The following is a 15320-nucleotide window of genomic DNA, read 5'->3' on the forward strand; positions in this document are numbered from 1 at the left end:
CTCGGCGGCGCGCTTAGTAGCGGTCGATGGTCGGGGGCTCGGGGGTGGCGAGGACGGTGCCAGCGGTGCTCGTCCAGGCCTGCTCCCAGCGGCCGTCAGTGAACGAGGCCTCGAGCGTGTCGTTGATGAAGTTGCGGAAGTCGTCGTCGTCCTTCGCGAGGCCAACGCCGTAGGGTTCCTCGGTGAACGGGTTCTCCACGACCTCGAACTCGCCCTGGTTCTGATCGACCAGGCCGGCAAGGATCACGTTGTCGGTCGACACCGCGACGACCTCGCCCTGACGAAGCGGCGACAGGCAGTTGGAGTAGGTGTCGGTCTCGATGACCTCGACGCCCGCGTCCTTCAGGTTCTGGGCCGAAGTGGAGCCCGTCACGGAGCAGACCTTCTTCCCCCTCGCGTCATCGATGCTCTCGATGCTGTCGGGATTCCCCGCGAGCACGAGCAGGTCCTGACCAGCGATGTAGTACGGGCCGCCGAACGAGACGACCTCCTTGCGGGTGTCGTTGATCGTGTAGGTCGCGACGACAATGTCGACCTCGCCCTTCTCGATGAACGGCTCGCGGTTCGCGGAGACCGCCTCGATCCACTCAATGTTACCCTCGTCGATCCCGAGCTCGCCCGCGATGATCTTCGCGATCTCAACGTCGAAGCCCTCGGGGTTTCCGTCGAGCCCGCGGAGGCCAAAGAGCGGCTGATCGTACTTCGTGCCGACCGTGATCTTGCCGGCCTTGTTCAGCTTCTCCATCGTGCTGCCAGCGGGGAACGAGACGTCCTCCTTGACCGCGGGAGCCTCGCCCGAACCCGAGTCGAGGTCGCCGCCGCCGGAGCAGCCGGCGAGGAGGAGCGCGCCCGTCGCGGCGAGTGCTACTGCGTACTTTGTGAATCGCATGATGTCCTTACTTTCTGTGCGGCCGACGGCAGCGTCGACCGGTGTGCGGGGTGGGTCGGCTCAGTGGCCGATGATCTTTGAGAGGAAGTCCTGCGCCCGCGAGGTCTGCGGGTCAGTGAAGAACTGCTCGGGGGTGGCTTCCTCAACGATCTGGCCGTCAGCCATGAACAGGATCCGATCGGCTGCGCGGCGTGCGAAGCCCATCTCGTGGGTCACCGCCACCATGGTCATGCCGTCGTTTGCGAGCCCGATCATGGTGTCGAGCACCTCGTTGATCATCTCCGGATCGAGAGCCGAGGTCGGCTCGTCGAGCAGGATCAGCTTCGGCCGCATCGCGAGCGAGCGCGCGATTGCGGCGCGCTGCTGCTGGCCGCCCGAGAGCTGCGAGGGGAGCTTCTTCGCCTGGTTCGCGATCCCCACGCGTTCGAGCAGGGCCATCGCGTGGCCCTCGGCCTCCTGCTTGCTCATTCCCAGCACCTTGATCGGCCCGAGCGTCACGTTCTCGAGAATCGTCTTGTGCGCGAAGAGGTTGAACGACTGGAAGACCATGCCGACGTCGGCGCGCAGCCTGGCCAGCTCTTTGCCCTCCTCGGGCAGCGGGACCCCGTCGATCGAGATGGTGCCGGAGTCGATCGTCTCGAGCCGGTTGATCGCCCGGCACAGCGTCGACTTGCCCGATCCCGACGGGCCGAGGACGACGACGACTTCGCCGCGGCCCACGGTCGTGTTGATGTCGTTGAGCACGTGCAGGTCGCCGTAGTACTTGTTGACGCCCGAGATCACGACCAGCGGGTCGCGCTCGTCACTCTGTACCCGGATGGCGGTGGTCTCGCCGAGGGGGGTCGTTGGCGTGTCTGGTGCCGCTGCATTCATCTGAAATTCTCCGTTGAATCGGTGGATGCACGCCACGATACGGAGGGCTCCCCAACCGCTTCACCCGGCTTGAGGGTTTCTTGAGGTTCGCTGAGAATGTGGCGCGTCGGTGCCGCGCAGCTAGTGCTTGGTCTCCCGGTAGTACGCCGCGGCGCCCGGGTGCAGCTCAAGCGGGGCCGTGAAGATCGCGAGCCGCCGATCGAGCAGCGCCGCGGTCGGCACGCGCGTCGCGACCTCCGCGCGCGTGCGGAACACCGCGGCGAGGGCGTCGCGCACCACGTCGTCGGGCACCGCCTCGTTCACGATGAGGTAGTTCGGCACCGTCATCGTGACGCTCACCTCGTCGCGCCCGTAGAGCCCGGCGGGGAACTCCGCGGTGCGGTACACCCCGCCGTGCCGTTCGTTGAGCCGATCCACCAGACGGTGCTCGATCGAGACCAGCCGGATCGGCACCTCCTGCGAAAACTCCTGCAGCCCCGGTGTGGGAAGCCCGCCCACCCAGAAGAACCCCTCGATCTCACCGGCCCTGAGCGCCGCGAGCGAATCGTCGAGGCCGAGCCGCGGGTTGTCGATCTGCTCGGGGTCGACCTCGGCCTCGGCGAGGATCCTGGCCGCGGCCGCCGCGACGCCCGAGTTCGGGGCCCCCAGCGAGATCGCGCGCCCCGCGAGATCCGAGAGCTGGTCCACGTCGGAGTCGGCGCGCACCACCACGTGCACGTACTCCTCATAGAGCCGCGCGACGCCGGCGATCGGGAGCGGCTCGCTAAACGGGCCGGTGCCGGCGATCGCATCGGCCGCGGTGTCGCTCTGCGCGAAGCCGAGCAGCGCCTCCCCCGAGCCGACCAGGCGCAGGTTCTCAAGCGACCCCGCCGTGCTGAGCGCGGTCGCGTCCACCCGCAGCTCCCGCCCGAGCACCTCGGCGAGGGCCGCCCCGTACCCCGCGTAGATCCCGCCGCTCACGCCCCCCGCAATCACGATCTCCTGCCGCGGCAGGTCCTGGCCCTGCGCGGCACAACCGGACAGGCCGAGGGCGGCCACGAGCGCGAGGGCCGCGGTGGCCACCGTGCGGCTGAGTGTTCGGTGCGCGCTCATGCGGCCGCCTCCCTGCGCACCCAGAGCGTGACGCACAGGCCCCCGCCGCTCGGTGCCGTGATGTCGAGCGCGCCGTCGATCGACGCGAGCAGATCGGTCGCGATCGCCAGCCCGAGCCCCGAACCGGGCACATTCTGGGTGCCCGCGCTCCGCCAGAACCGATCGGTGATCGCCTCAAGCTCGTCGTCTGGCACCCCGGGCCCGTGATCGCGCACCTCAATTCCGATCGCGTCCCCGCGCCGGATCACCCCCAGCTCGACCGCGCCGCCGCGGGGCGAAAACTTCACCGCGTTGTCGATGATCGCGTCGAGTGCGCTCTCCACGACGAACGCGTCGGTGGCGCACACCACGCCCGGCTCCCCGCGCACCAGAAGCCGCACCTCGGCGCGCGCCGCAACATCATCCCAGGCGGCGGCGCGCGCCGCGACGAGCTCGCTCACATCGACCGCGCGCACCTCAGCGTCGCCGTGCCCGGATCGCGACAGACTCAACAGGGTGTCCAGGATCCGCACCAGACGGCGCCCCTCCTCCCGGGTGGCCTCCACGTCGTCGTCCCAGGACTCGGGCAGCCCGGTCGCCAGCATTTCGACGCGCACGAGGAGCGCGTTCAACGGGTTCCGCAGCTCGTGGGAGGCGTTCAGCGCGAACTCCCGTTGCCGCGCGAGCACGCGCTCGATCTCGGCGGCCATGTTGTTGAACACCAGAATCATGCGCTGCAGTTCAGGCGGCCCAGTCGCCTTGTCGATCCGGGCGTCCATGTCGCCGTGCTCGATGGCCGCCATCGCCTCGTCCACACGACGCACCGGTCGCAGCACCCACCGGGCAAGCCGCAGCACCACGAGGACCCCGGCCGCGGTGCCCAGGGCTCCGAGCACCGCGATCCACCCCCAGTGCTGTGTGATCGCCGCGCGCGGGGCAGCCATTGACTGCGAGAGCACCACGGCTCCGATCACGTCGCCGTCGGTGAACACCGGTTCGACGAGCGTCATCCGCTCGGCCGCCCAGGGCAGCATCGCCTGCGGCGTCTCGCCGCGCCGGCCCGAGAGCGCCAGGCTCACTCGCGCGAGCGTCTCCTCGTCAAGCCGAGTCTCCCGTCCGTTCAACTCCCACGGAATCCCGGTGCGATCGATCACTACAACGCTCGCGCCGTAGAGCTCTTCGTAGCGTTCGATCTCGGACGCGAGCACGAGCGAGTTGCCGGAGGCGAGCGCCTGGCGCGCGTTGGTCACGAAGTAGCTGAGATCACCGGCGTTGTCGGCGAAGAAGGCCTGCTGCACGCTCTGCGCCGAGCTCCAGGCGTACCCGCCGCCGAGCACCACGAGCAGCCCCAGCATGGGAATGAGAAACACGATCACCAGGCGCTGACGCACGGGCTAGGTCACCGGCAACTTGTATCCGACCCCGCGGATCGTCTCGATAAACTCCGCGTGCCCGGTCTTGCGGCGGATCGAGCCGACGTGCACCTCGAGCGAGCGTTGGAACGCGTGCCACTCCGTATTCCACACCTCGAATATGATGCGCTCGCGCTGCACCACCACGCCGGGGTAGCGCGCGAGGACCGCGACAATATCGAACTCCTTGGGCGTGAGCTCCACCAGGGTGCCGGCGACCGAGACCTGGCGCGCCACCAGGTCGATCACCACTCCGCCCACCTCGAGCGGCGCGCCGCGCTCGCCGTCCTGCGGCATCGCCCGCACCCGCCGCGTCACTGCTTCGATGCGCGCCACCAGCTCGCGCACGTCGTACGGCTTCACCAGGAAATCGTCTGCGCCCGCGCGGAGCCCGTGAATCCGATCCTGCACCTCGCTGCGGGCCGTCGCGATGAGGATCGGCACCCCGGTGTGCGCCCGGATCCTGCGACACAGGTCAATCCCGTCGATGTCCGGCAGCCCGAGGTCGAGCAGCACCACATCGATCTCGGCGTCGAGGCTGGCGAGCGCCGCAGCCCCATCCGCTGCCCGCACCGTCTCGAACCCGGACTTCTTGAGGAAGGCGCACAGGGCACCGGCGACGCGATCGTCGTCTTCGATCACCAGTATCTTCAAGGCGCGTGTCCTGTGCGGGGAGGGGGTGGGGGAATCCTCAGGCTAGCAGCCCGGCCGCGGCGCAGAACTTCCCGGACCGCGCGCGGCCACGCGGGAAAAACAAACTCGCGCAGGGTGAGAATGTGAGTCTCACCCTGCGCGAGTTCGTGTTTCCTGCCCGAATGCGGAGTACCGCAGCGCCCGCCCGGCTCACGCCGAACCGCAGCGCGCGGGGCCCCACCGGGGCCCCGCCCCGAGCGCTGCGGCGCAAAAACCAGATATCCAGCGCTCCGCTAGTCGTTCATGATCGAGTCGGGCTGGACAACAGTTCCTCCCCGGCTCACGCCGAACCGCAGCGCGCGGGGCCCCACCGGGGCCCCGCCCCGAGCGCTGCGGCGCAAAAACCAGATATCCAGCGCTCCGCTAGTCGTTCATGATCGAGTCGGGCTGGACAACAGTTCCTCCCCGGCTCACGCCGAACCGCAGCGCGCGGGGCCCCACCGGGGCCCCGCCCCGAGCGCTGCGGCGCAAAAATCAGATATCCAGCGCTCCGCTAGTCGTTCATGATCGAGTCGGGCTGGATATCGATTTTTGCGCCCGTCAACTTGGCGGCGAGACGGGCGTTCTGGCCCTCCTTGCCGATGGCGAGCGAGAGCTGGAAATCGGGCACCAGCGCGCGCACCTGCTTGAGCGACTCGTTCAGCATAAACACGTCGGTCACCTTGGCGGGCGAGAGCGCGTTTGCCACGAACTTAGGCAGCTCGGGCGAGTAGTCGACGATGTCGATCTTCTCCTCGCCGAGCTCGCCCATCACGGCGCGCACGCGGCTGCCCATCTCGCCAATGCAGGTGCCCTTGGCGTTGATCCCCGCCTGCTTTGCGCGCACGGCGACCTTCGAGCGGTGGCCGGCCTCGCGGGCAAGCGACACGATCTCCACCAGACCGTCGGCGAGCTCGGGCACCTCCCGCTCGAACAGCTTGCGCACGAGCCCCGGGTGCGTACGCGAGACCACAACCTGCGGCCCCTTCGTGCCCTTTGAAACGCTCGTCACGTATACGCGGATGCGCATGCCGTGCGGGTACTTCTCGCCCGGCACCTGCTCCTCGGGGGGCAGGATCGCTTCAAGCTCGCCCAGGTCGACGTGCACCATGCGCGGGTTGGGGCCCTGCTGCACCACGCCGGACACCACCTGGCCCTCGCGGTCCTTGAAGGTCCCCAGGACGGCATCGTCGCTGAGGTCGCGGAGGCGCTGGTTGATGACCTGCTTCGCCGCGCTCGACGCCACGCGCCCAAACTCGTCGGTGGTGATGTACGCCTCGCCGATCACCTGGCCCTCGTCGTCGAGTTCCGGGACCAGCACTGAGATCTCGCCGCTCTTGCGGTCGAGGGTCACGCGAACGTCTGATTCGCGCGGCATGGGGAGCTTGTTGTTTTCAGCGTGGCGCAGGTAGGCCGACTGAATTGCCTGTTCAATAATCTCGACGAGCTCGTCGAACGGGATTTCCTTTTCGCGTTCGATCTGTCGCAGCGTTACTAGCTCGATTTTCATCGTGCCCTCCTCATATTGAACTGTGTATTTAGATGTCACGCCCGAGGGCGCGGAGAAGTGACCAGGTTACTCTAGACCCCTGAGGGATGCCAGATCCGTCTGTCGCCGCGGCGGGTCAGTCTCGGTGGCCGCGTGCTCCTCTGCTCCGGATTCGAGCCGAAACTGTGCGAGGTCGCGCACGTTCTTCTGCACCGCGACGGCCGCGAACAGGCTGAGCGCGAAGCTGATCCCGTAGAACCCCTTCTCGCTCAGCACCAGACTTCCGGCGTTCCACAGCCCGATCGCGAGCAGCGCGAGGGAAATCACGAGCGCGAACCAGGCGATGCCGGTGTACAGGTTCGTGACCGGGAGGCCGTCGGCCCGATCCCGCACCGTTTTCTGCAGCGATACGGCCGCGAACAGCCCGAACATGAGGAGCGCGAAGTAGTAGCCCTTCTCGTTGAGCTCCATGCCAGCGTTGAAGAGACCCACCAGGTACGCGCCCATGCCGAGAACGAGTGCGACCCAGGAAGCGCCCGCGAATGCCGGTGTCGGCTTGGCGGCCTGGTCTGTCGTGTCAGTCATGATGAACTCCCTCGTTCGTGACGACCGCACCGGTGCGGGCCGTGCTGGCGCTACTCTCGCAGCCCCGCATCCCCGAGCGTGCATATGCCCGATTTCGGCGCCGAGCACATGCCAGAAATTGCATGCGTCGTGGCCACTGCGTCGCACAAACGACTCGGGGCGGGGCCGCGGCGTGTGCCACGATCCCGCCCCGAGTGGCGTCAGCGCTGCGGGCTACGACCGGAAGAGCCCGGGAACCTCCGCGATCGCGACCCGATCCTTCGTGCCGGCGGCGCGATCCCAGACCTCCGCGAAGCCCTCAGCGGCATCGCGTCCGACCACAACCACGCGCGGCACCCCGAGCAGCTCGGCGTCGCCAAACTTCACGCCGGGCGACACCTTTGGACGATCGTCGAACAGGACGTCGAGTCCGGCGGCTTCGAGCTGGGCAGCGAGTTCCTCGGCCACCTCGGCAACGATCGGGTCCTTGCCGGTCGCGACGAGGTGCACGTCGAACGGCGCGATTGCCTCGGGCCAGATCAGGCCGCGGTCGTCGTGGTGCAGCTCCGCGAGAATCGCCATGATGCGCGTCACGCCGATCCCGTACGAGCCCATCGTCACCGTGACGAGCTTCCCGTTCTCGTCGAGCACCTTGAGGCCCAGAGCCTCGGCGTACTTGCGGCCGAGCTGGAAGACGTGGCCGATCTCCATCCCGCGCGCGGTCTCGATCGGGCCGGACCCGTCGGGCGCCGGATCCCCGTCGCGGACGCTCGCCATGTCGGCGACGCCGTCGGCGCTGAAATCGCGCCCGGCAACGAGGTACGCCACGTGCTTCTCGTCGACGTTCGCGCCGGTGATCCAGGAGGTACCCGAAACGACCCGCGGGTCGAGCAGGTAGCGGATCCCCGTCGCGCCCTCGGTGCCGAGAATCGGGGCGCCATCGCGCACCGGCCCGATGTAACCGCGCACGAGGCCCGGGTGCTTCTCAAAGTCTGCCGCGGTCGCGGGCTCCACATCGGCGCCGGCAAACACGACCTCCGCGCGCTTCATGTCGGCGTCGCGATCGCCGGGCATTCCCACGACCACCAGTTCCCGCTCGCCGCCGATCGGCGTCACCGCAAGCACCACGTTCTTCAGCGTGTCTGCCGCGGTCCACTCGCGGCCGTCTGCCCGCGGCAGCACGGCGTTCGCGTGCGCCACGAGGGTCTCGATCGTGGGGGTGTTGGGCGAGTCAAACACCTCGGCGGCGGGCAGCCCGTCGAACGGAATCGCGTCGGGCACCGGCGTCACGTACGCCTCGACGTTTGCGGCGTATCCGCCCGCGGAGCGCACGAAGGTGTCCTCGCCGATCGGCGTGGGGAGCAGGAACTCCTCGCTGCGCGAGCCGCCCATCGCGCCGGCATCAGCCGACACGATCACGTACTCGAGGCCGAGGCGAGTGAAGATCCGCTCGTAGGCGTCGCGCTGCTTCTGGTACGCGGCGGCGAGCCCCTCGTCGGTCACGTCGAACGAGTACGCGTCCTTCATGGTGAACTCGCGCCCGCGCAGCAGGCCGGCGCGCGGCCGCGCCTCGTCGCGGTACTTGTCCTGGATCTGAAACAGCTGCAGGGGCAGGTCCTTGTAGGAGGTGACGATGTCCTTCACCATCAGGGTGAAGGCTTCCTCGTGCGTGGGGGCGAGCAGGTGATCGGCGCCGTGCCGATCCTGCAGGCGGAACATCGTCTCGCCGTACTCTTCCCAGCGGCCCGTTGCCTCGTATGGCTCGCGCGGCAGCAGCGCGGGGAAGTGCACCTCGTGCGCACCCGCGGCCGCCATCTCCTCGCGGATAATCTGCTCGAGCTTGCCCTTCACCCGGAGCCCGAGTGGCAGCCACCCGAACACGCCGGGCGACTGACGCCGAATGTATCCCGCCCGCACCAGCAGCCGATGGCTGGCGACCTCGGCGTCTGCGGGATCCTCGCGAAGGGTCTTCAGGAAGTAGTTGCTGAGCCGTGTCATCACCCCACTATCGTAGCCCTCCGCGGGGCGCGCGGCCGCCCCGCGGCGGCCCCGGTTTCGGCTGAGCGCCGCGGCCGGGCGCCGAGGCCCCGGATTTCGCCGGCACGGCCTAGGCTGGGGTCCATGCGCAGGCACCTGGGATGGATCGTTCCCACCGTCGTGCTCGGGATCGCCGCCCTGCTCCGGTTCTGGGCGCTCGACCGCCCCGACACCCTCGTGTTCGACGAGCTCTACTACGTGCGCGACGCGATCAGCCAGCTCGCCCACGGGTTCCCCACCACCTGGCCGGACAGCGACCCGTCGATGGCGGGCGAGCGCGCCACATCGTTCACCGACGCCGCGTCGAACGCGGTGCACCCGCCGCTCGGGAAGTGGCTGATCGGCCTCGGTATCCTCGCGTTCGGGCCGGAGACCGGCTGGGGCTGGCGTGCCTCGTCCGCGCTCGCCGGCGTGATCACCGTCGGCATCGTCATGCGACTCGGGTGGCTCCTCTCGCGGAGCCGGATCGTCGCCTGGGCGGCGGGCCTCATTCTCGCGATCGACGGGGTGCACGTGGTGCTCAGCCGCGTCAGCCTGCTCGACGGCTTTCTCACGATGTTCGTGGCGCTCGGTGCCCTGTTCGTGTGGCGCGATCAGCTGGCGCAGGCCGAGAGCGCCGCGCGGGCCCACGAGCTCGGCCGGGCGATCAAGGTCGCGTGGGCGCGGCCGTGGCTCATCGCGGCGGCGGCCGCGTTCGGGGCGGCGGCGGCCGTGAAGTGGTCGGGGCTGTACCCGCTCGCCGCGTTCCTCATCTTCGTCACGGTCCGCGACCTCGTGGTCCGGCTCCGGTCCCGCACCCCGCGACCGGTGCTCCGGGCGGCGGCGCAGGCCGGAGTCGCCGCGCTCGTCACGCTGCCCGTCACGTTCTTCGTCTACCTCGCGAGCTGGACCGGCTGGATCGTGACCGCCGGGGGCTGGGCCCGCACGCCGGGCGTCGCCTGGCCCGCCGCCCTGCTGCAGTACCACCGCGAGATGCTCGGCTGGCACAGCACGCTCAGCGCACCGCACCCGTACCAGTCGCACCCGCTGACCTGGCCGTTCGCGCTGCGTCCCACGGCGATGTACGAGGAAAGCTGGAGCGACGGCTGCAACTGGGGCGAGTGCGTCGCTGCGGTGTCGCCCCTGCCGAACCCGCTGATTACCTGGGGCGGTGTGATCGCGCTCGTGCTGCTCGTGTGGTGTGCGGTCTGGGAGATCCAGACCAGGCGCCGGGCCACGGCGTTTGCGGCGGCCCGGCACATTTCCGCGGACGCACCGCCGCACCTCGACCCCACAGCCCCCGGCCGCGCCAGCGGCGCGGCACCGGCTCCCCTGCTCCGGATCCCGCTCGCGGTCGCCAGCGCATTCGTGCTCACGGGCTATCTGTCCGGCTGGCTCCCGTGGGTGCTCACCACGTCGAGGTCGGCGGTGTTCCAGTTCTACGCGGTGGTGCTCACCCCGTTCTCAGCGCTCGCGCTGGCGCTCGTGATCGGGATGATCTGCCGGGTCGGCGGGCTGCGCGACGTGAGCGCGACGGTCGGCCTCCGGCCGCTCGGAGCGTCAGAGCTGTGGGGGCGGCGCGCGGCGGCCGCGCTGTTTCTCGCGGTCGCGCTCGCGCTCGCGCTGTTCTACTTCCCGACCTGGTCTGGGATGCCCGTGGCTGAGTGGTTCTGGCGCGCACACCTCTGGCTGCCCGGCTGGGACTAGGCGCGGCCCGGGGCGCCCACCGGCTAGAGCAGGCGGCGGGAGAGCGCCCAGGCCGTGAGCTCGTGCCGGTTCGAGAGCTGCAGTTTGCGGAGCACCTTTGAGACGTGCGTCTCGACGGTCTTCACTGAGAGGAACAGCTCGGCGGCCACCTCCTTGTACGCGTAGCCGCGAGCAATCATCCGCATCACCTCCTGCTCGCGCGCGGAGAGCCGGTCAAGCTCGTCGTCGGCCGCGGCCGTCTCGCCGCCGCCGGTGCCGAACGCGTCGAGCACGAACCCCGCGAGGCGCGGCGAGAACACCGCGTCGCCGCCGTGCACGCGCACCACCGCGGCGGTTACCTCCGCGCCAGAGGCGGTCTTGGTGAGGTAGCCGCGGGCACCCGCGCGGATCACGCTGACCACGTCGTCCGCCGCGTCTGACACGCTGAGGGCGAGGATCCGCGTCTCGGCCGCCCCAGGGAGCCCGACCAGCCGCTGCAGCACCTCGGCCCCGCCACCGCCGGATCCGCCGGGCAGGTGCACGTCGAGCAGCACCACGTCAGGCGCGAGCTCGGCGATCACCGACACCGCCTCGTCGACGGTCGCCGCCTCCCCCACCACGTCCAGCTCGGCGCCCAGCTCGGCCCGGAGCCCCGTGCGAAAGATCTGGTGGTCGTCGACGATCACCACGCGGATCGGGGGTGTGGTGCCCGCTGCCTCACTCGTCATTGCTGGTCCTCTCTTGAGTTGACGCGTCGCTGCCGGGTGCGGCCTCGCGCGGGATCCCGAGCCGGACTGAGGTGCCGCCGCCCGGGCCCGGCACGATTCTGGCCGTGCCGCCCGCGCGCTCCATCCGGCCGAGGATCGACTCGCGCACGCCCATGCGGCCGGCCGGCAGGTGCTCGAGACCGAGGCCGGGGCCGCGGTCGGTCACGTCGATCGAGATCCGCTCGCCGCGCGACTCGAGGAACACGGTGACGTCGCCGCCAGCGTGTCGGGCGGCGTTGAGCATTGCCTCGCGCGCGGCCGCGACAATCGCCTCGGGCGCGACGCCGCTCGCGCCCACCTCCACGACCTCGAAGCGCACCGGGTGCTCCTCTTCGAGCGCCGCGGCGTGCGCGCGCAGCTCCTGGCCCGCCGCCTCGCGCTGGGGCGGCGGGGCTCCGTCGGCGGTACGAAACAGCCACTCCCGCAGCTCGCGCTCCTGGCCGCGAGCGATGCGCGCCACCTCGCTGCCGGGGTCGGAGCGCTGCTGGATCAGGGCGAGCGTCTGCAGCACCGAATCGTGCAGGTGCGCGGCGATGTCGGAGCGCTCGGCCTCACGAGCGCGCGCGGCGCGCTCAGCGATCAGCTCGCGGTTGAGGCGCAGCAGCCACGGCGCGATCGCGAGCGCGACCCCGGCAAGCACCGCGAAGGCGGCCGCGATCACGGTCAGCGCGCTCGGCTCCCGCGACGTCACAAAGAACATGAGCACGCCGGCGGCAACGAGCGCGAGCGCGCCGAGCACGCGCGGCACCTGGTTGCGATCCGGCCGGTCGCGATCCGCGATCTGCCACCAGGTGAGGCCCACGCCCACGAGCACGGCCATTGCGGGCAGAATCACCTCGAGGTTGATCTGCACGCCGAGGCGCACGAGCACCAGGCCGATTCCCGCGATGAGCAGACACGCCCCCAGCAGGAGCTCGGCGATCGGCCAGCGGAAGGCGCGGGCGGACTCTCCGGACGCCGCCGGGGCGCCGGGCCCCGCAGCACCGCTCGGAGCGGCGGCGCCGAGCGGTGGTGCGGTGGCCTGAGCTGCAGCGGCACCGCCGGCGGCACCCGAGGCGGCGCCGGCGGGATACACCTGAGCCGACACGGCACCGGCCGGCGCCGAGCTCGCCCCCGGCACCGCGGGGCGGGGCACACCCGGAGCGCCCGGCGCACGCCCAGCGGCCGCCGCACGGGGGTCGGGAGCGGTCTCGGGGGCTCCGGGAGCCGCGGCGCTCACGGGGGATCCTCCGGTGGCACTCGGGACCGCGGGGGCCCCGAGCGCCGCGGGTGCCGCGCCGTCACCCGCGGGGCGAGTGAGCGCGCGGCGCAGCGGCGGCACACCTCCCGCGTCCTCCGCCCGGGGAACGGTCGCCCACAGCCACAGGTACAGGAGCGCGCCCGCGCCGCCGAGCGCGGCGAGCACCAGCATCCCGGCGCGCACCGCGGTGGGCGGCAGGCCCAGGTGCGCGGCGAGGCCGCCACAGACTCCGGCGAGGAGCCGGTCGTCTGTCGCGCGCACGAGTGGGGGGCGGGTCATGGCTCTATCCAAGCAGTTCGCGGCCCCGACCGGGGGTCGCGGCAGGCAATATCAGGGTCAGATCAGGGGGATCCCCCATAGCCGCCGGTGCGGCCCTCCGCCAGACTCGAAGACATGAACCACTCACCCGACACTGATCGTCCCGGCGGCACGCCCCCGGGGACAGCGTTCTTCTCCTGGCTCCGCGACCTCGGCATCGTGCGCGGCTCCGACCGCTGGTTTGCGGGCGTCGCCGGCGGTATCGCGGCAAAGACCGGGCTCGATCCCCTGATCATTCGCGGCATCTTCGTGGTGCTCGCGCTGCTCGGCGGCCCGGGCATCCTGCTCTACATCGTCGGCTGGTTGCTCCTGCCCGATTTCACGGGTCGGATCCACGTGGAGGACATCGTCCGGGGGCGAGCGCACGCCGGGGTCGTGACCGCCGCGATTGTGCTCGCGGCCGTGGTCATCATCCCGGCACTGTTCTCGCTCATCATCCCGGGCGCCGGCACCCCGTTCAGCATCTGGGGCTGGGGGGCATGGGGCTGGATCGGTCTGCCGAGCTGGCTGAGCGCCACCATCGCGTGGCTGATCTGGATCGCGATCCTCGTGGTCGGCGGGCTCTGGCTGCGTCGAGTCATGCTGAAGCGCGGCCGGGATCGCGCCGCGAATCCCGGCGCTGAGACACCGCCGGCGGGATCGGCGCCGCTCTGGGAGCCGCAGCCCCGGGCGCACACGCAGGGGCCGGGCGGAGTCGCCCCGCAGGGTGCGGCCCCGCCGCAGCCCGAGGCCGCACCGTCGGCAGCGGGCCCCGGTGCCGCACCGGGCGGGCCTCCCGCGGACGATCCCGCGGCTGCGCCGGGAGACCCGTTCGTAGCGCAGACGCGCGCCTTCGCCGACCGCACGGAAGAGTACGCGCAGCGACTCAGCGACCGTGCGGGCGACTGGGGCCAGCGGGCAGGTGACTGGGGCCAGCGCGCCGGCGACACCGCAACGCGGTGGAGCGCCGAGGTGGGCAAACAGGCCGACGAGTGGAGCGTGCGCTACGCCGAGCGCCACGACACGTACCGGCTCGGCGCCGGTCACACCATCATCACCCTGGCGCTCGCGCTGCTTGCGGGCGGACTCACGGCGGTCTGGGCGCTCGGCGCGAACCTCGACTTCACGGTCAACGGTGCGGCCCCCGCGGCGCTCATCGCGGCGCTGGTCGCGGCGCTCGCCGTGTGCGCCGTCTCGCTCATCGTGGCCGGCGTGCGCGGCAAGCACACCGGCTGGATCGGGTTCCTCTCCGCGTGCGGCGTCGTGGCCCTGCTCACCACGGTCGTGCTCCCCTGGGGCTCGCAGCTGCAGCCGTTCGGCACCATGCGCGTTACAGCGGGTACGGTCCCCGGCGCCGTGCTGCTCGGCGGGAACACCGAGATCGACCTGCGCAGCCTCGACTCCGCCCCCACCGAGCGCACCGAGCTGACCACCTGGCAGCTCGCCGGAAACGTCTCGGTCACCCTGCCCGAATCGGCCCCGACGATCGTTGATGTGCGCGTGCTGGGTGGTGCGATCGACCAGGAGGGGACCGCGGGCACGCTGCGCGCCGGTCCGCTGCTGGGCCACACCTTCACGGCGAACCTCTCGGAAGAGACAGGCTCCAGGTTCGACGAGGAGCCGAGCCGCGTGGTGGTCTACCTCCTCGCCGGCCGCGTCTCGGTCGACGGCGTCGCCACCACCACCGCGACGCCGCCGCCCGCGTCCGGCACCGGGCGCGGAGACGATGCACGGGTGTCCCGAGCGCAGGCCGAACTCGACGAGCAGATCGCGGAGATCGAGTGGCAGCTGGAGAAGCCCGGCCTCAGCACGCGGGAGACTGCCACACTTGAACGCGAGCGGGATGAGCTACTCGCCGAGCTGAAGACCCTGGAGGTGGCGCGATGAGCTCCGAACCGACGCAGCAGCCGTCCGGCGGGGACCCCGCTGGGGACGCCGCACCGCAACCGCAGGACGCACCGCAACCGGCGCTCCCGCAGGCCGCACCGCAACCGCAGGACGTATCGCAGCCGCAGACCGCAGCACCGCAGCCGCAGCCGCAGGCGGCACCGCGGTCGCACGTCGGAGCCGCGGCGGCGGCACCGCCGCGGCCACTCCCGCCCACGAGGACCGGCCCCAGGACCGGGCCGATCGTGTGGGGCGCACTCATCCTCGCGTTCTGCGGGTACGTGGTGCAGCTCGTGTTCGGCGGTGGCGAGCTCGACGGGGTGGCCTGGCTCACGATCACCACCATCGGGCTCGGCGTGATCCTGCTCGTGGTGGGCGCCGCGGTGATCATCCGCAACCGACGGCGCTAGGACGCGCGCGAACACGGCTCCGGCGGGACGCATCCGGTGATGCGCCC

Annotated in this window: 13 protein-coding genes; 3 read left to right on the top strand and 10 right to left on the bottom strand. The window is 70.6% G+C overall.

Annotated features, from left to right (window positions below):
• Positions 1-13: 13 nt before the first annotated feature.
• The 8 genes from EV139_RS08630 to EV139_RS08665 form a co-directional block, all read right to left on the bottom strand.
• Complete coding sequence (locus EV139_RS08630) at positions 14-889, bottom strand: glutamate ABC transporter substrate-binding protein (RefSeq protein WP_130453898.1); 876 nt, start codon at positions 887-889, stop codon at positions 14-16.
• Between the two features lie 60 nt (positions 890-949).
• Positions 950-1762: an amino acid ABC transporter ATP-binding protein gene (locus tag EV139_RS08635; RefSeq protein WP_130453899.1), complete on the bottom strand. Its 813-nt coding sequence runs from the start codon at positions 1760-1762 to the stop codon at positions 950-952.
• A gap of 120 nt (positions 1763-1882) precedes the next feature.
• A complete protein-coding gene (locus tag EV139_RS08640) occupies positions 1883-2854 on the bottom strand; it encodes a TAXI family TRAP transporter solute-binding subunit (RefSeq protein ID WP_130453900.1) in 972 nt (323 codons plus the stop codon).
• Entirely contained in the window at positions 2851-4224 is a 1374-nt protein-coding gene (locus EV139_RS08645) for a sensor histidine kinase (RefSeq protein WP_130453901.1), read from the bottom strand. Before EV139_RS08645 ends, EV139_RS08640 begins: the two co-directional genes overlap by 4 nt.
• A 3-nt stretch (positions 4225-4227) precedes the next feature.
• Positions 4228-4887 carry a response regulator transcription factor gene (locus EV139_RS08650; protein ID WP_241989004.1) on the bottom strand — a complete coding sequence of 220 codons (660 nt, stop codon included), beginning with the start codon at positions 4885-4887 and terminating at the stop codon, positions 4228-4230.
• Between the two features lie 544 nt (positions 4888-5431).
• Positions 5432-6427 carry a transcription termination factor NusA gene (gene nusA / locus EV139_RS08655; protein WP_130453903.1) on the bottom strand — a complete coding sequence of 332 codons (996 nt, stop codon included), beginning with the start codon at positions 6425-6427 and terminating at the stop codon, positions 5432-5434.
• Between the two features lie 66 nt (positions 6428-6493).
• Entirely contained in the window at positions 6494-6991 is a 498-nt protein-coding gene (yiaA, locus tag EV139_RS08660; protein ID WP_130453904.1) for an inner membrane protein YiaA, read from the bottom strand.
• A 213-nt stretch (positions 6992-7204) separates the two neighbouring features.
• Positions 7205-8971 carry a proline--tRNA ligase gene (locus tag EV139_RS08665; RefSeq protein WP_130453905.1) on the bottom strand — a complete coding sequence of 589 codons (1767 nt, stop codon included), beginning with the start codon at positions 8969-8971 and terminating at the stop codon, positions 7205-7207.
• Positions 8972-9091: 120 nt separating this feature from the next.
• Here EV139_RS08665 and EV139_RS08670 point away from each other — a divergent pair, with 120 nt between their 5' ends.
• On the top strand, positions 9092-10693 hold the full coding sequence (locus tag EV139_RS08670) for a phospholipid carrier-dependent glycosyltransferase (RefSeq protein WP_237464495.1): 1602 nt from the start codon (positions 9092-9094) through the stop codon (positions 10691-10693).
• Between the two features lie 23 nt (positions 10694-10716).
• Here EV139_RS08670 and EV139_RS08675 read toward each other — a convergent pair whose 3' ends face one another.
• The gene (locus EV139_RS08675) at positions 10717-11400 is read right to left on the bottom strand and encodes a response regulator (protein ID WP_130453906.1); all 684 of its coding nucleotides are present in this window, start codon (positions 11398-11400) and stop codon (positions 10717-10719) included.
• Positions 11390-12958, bottom strand: coding sequence for an ATP-binding protein (locus EV139_RS08680; protein ID WP_130453907.1), 1569 nt, complete (start codon positions 12956-12958; stop codon positions 11390-11392). The genes EV139_RS08675 and EV139_RS08680 overlap by 11 nt, the downstream gene beginning before the upstream one ends.
• Before the next feature lie 114 nt (positions 12959-13072).
• Between EV139_RS08680 and EV139_RS08685 the strand changes: the two genes are divergently transcribed.
• Positions 13073-14863: a PspC domain-containing protein gene (locus EV139_RS08685; RefSeq protein ID WP_130453908.1), complete on the top strand. Its 1791-nt coding sequence runs from the start codon at positions 13073-13075 to the stop codon at positions 14861-14863.
• On the top strand, positions 14860-15273 hold the full coding sequence (locus EV139_RS08690; RefSeq protein WP_130453909.1) for a hypothetical protein: 414 nt from the start codon (positions 14860-14862) through the stop codon (positions 15271-15273). The genes EV139_RS08685 and EV139_RS08690 overlap by 4 nt, the downstream gene beginning before the upstream one ends.
• Positions 15274-15320: the final 47 nt, after the last annotated feature.

The sequence above is a fragment of the Leucobacter luti genome, from assembly GCF_004217175.1.
Classification (GTDB): domain Bacteria; phylum Actinomycetota; class Actinomycetes; order Actinomycetales; family Microbacteriaceae; genus Leucobacter; species Leucobacter luti.

Coding starts and splice junctions, on each gene's coding strand:
- EV139_RS08630 (WP_130453898.1), bottom strand. CDS start 889: ATGCGATTCACAAAGTACGCAGTAGCACTCGCCGCGACGGGCGCGCTC.
- EV139_RS08635 (WP_130453899.1), bottom strand. CDS start 1,762: ATGAATGCAGCGGCACCAGACACGCCAACGACCCCCCTCGGCGAGACC.
- EV139_RS08640 (WP_130453900.1), bottom strand. CDS start 2,854: ATGAGCGCGCACCGAACACTCAGCCGCACGGTGGCCACCGCGGCCCTC.
- nusA (WP_130453903.1), bottom strand. CDS start 6,427: ATGAAAATCGAGCTAGTAACGCTGCGACAGATCGAACGCGAAAAGGAA.
- yiaA (WP_130453904.1), bottom strand. CDS start 6,991: ATGACTGACACGACAGACCAGGCCGCCAAGCCGACACCGGCATTCGCG.
- EV139_RS08670 (WP_237464495.1), top strand. CDS start 9,092: ATGCGCAGGCACCTGGGATGGATCGTTCCCACCGTCGTGCTCGGGATC.
- EV139_RS08675 (WP_130453906.1), bottom strand. CDS start 11,400: ATGACGAGTGAGGCAGCGGGCACCACACCCCCGATCCGCGTGGTGATC.
- EV139_RS08680 (WP_130453907.1), bottom strand. CDS start 12,958: ATGACCCGCCCCCCACTCGTGCGCGCGACAGACGACCGGCTCCTCGCC.
- EV139_RS08685 (WP_130453908.1), top strand. CDS start 13,073: ATGAACCACTCACCCGACACTGATCGTCCCGGCGGCACGCCCCCGGGG.
- EV139_RS08690 (WP_130453909.1), top strand. CDS start 14,860: ATGAGCTCCGAACCGACGCAGCAGCCGTCCGGCGGGGACCCCGCTGGG.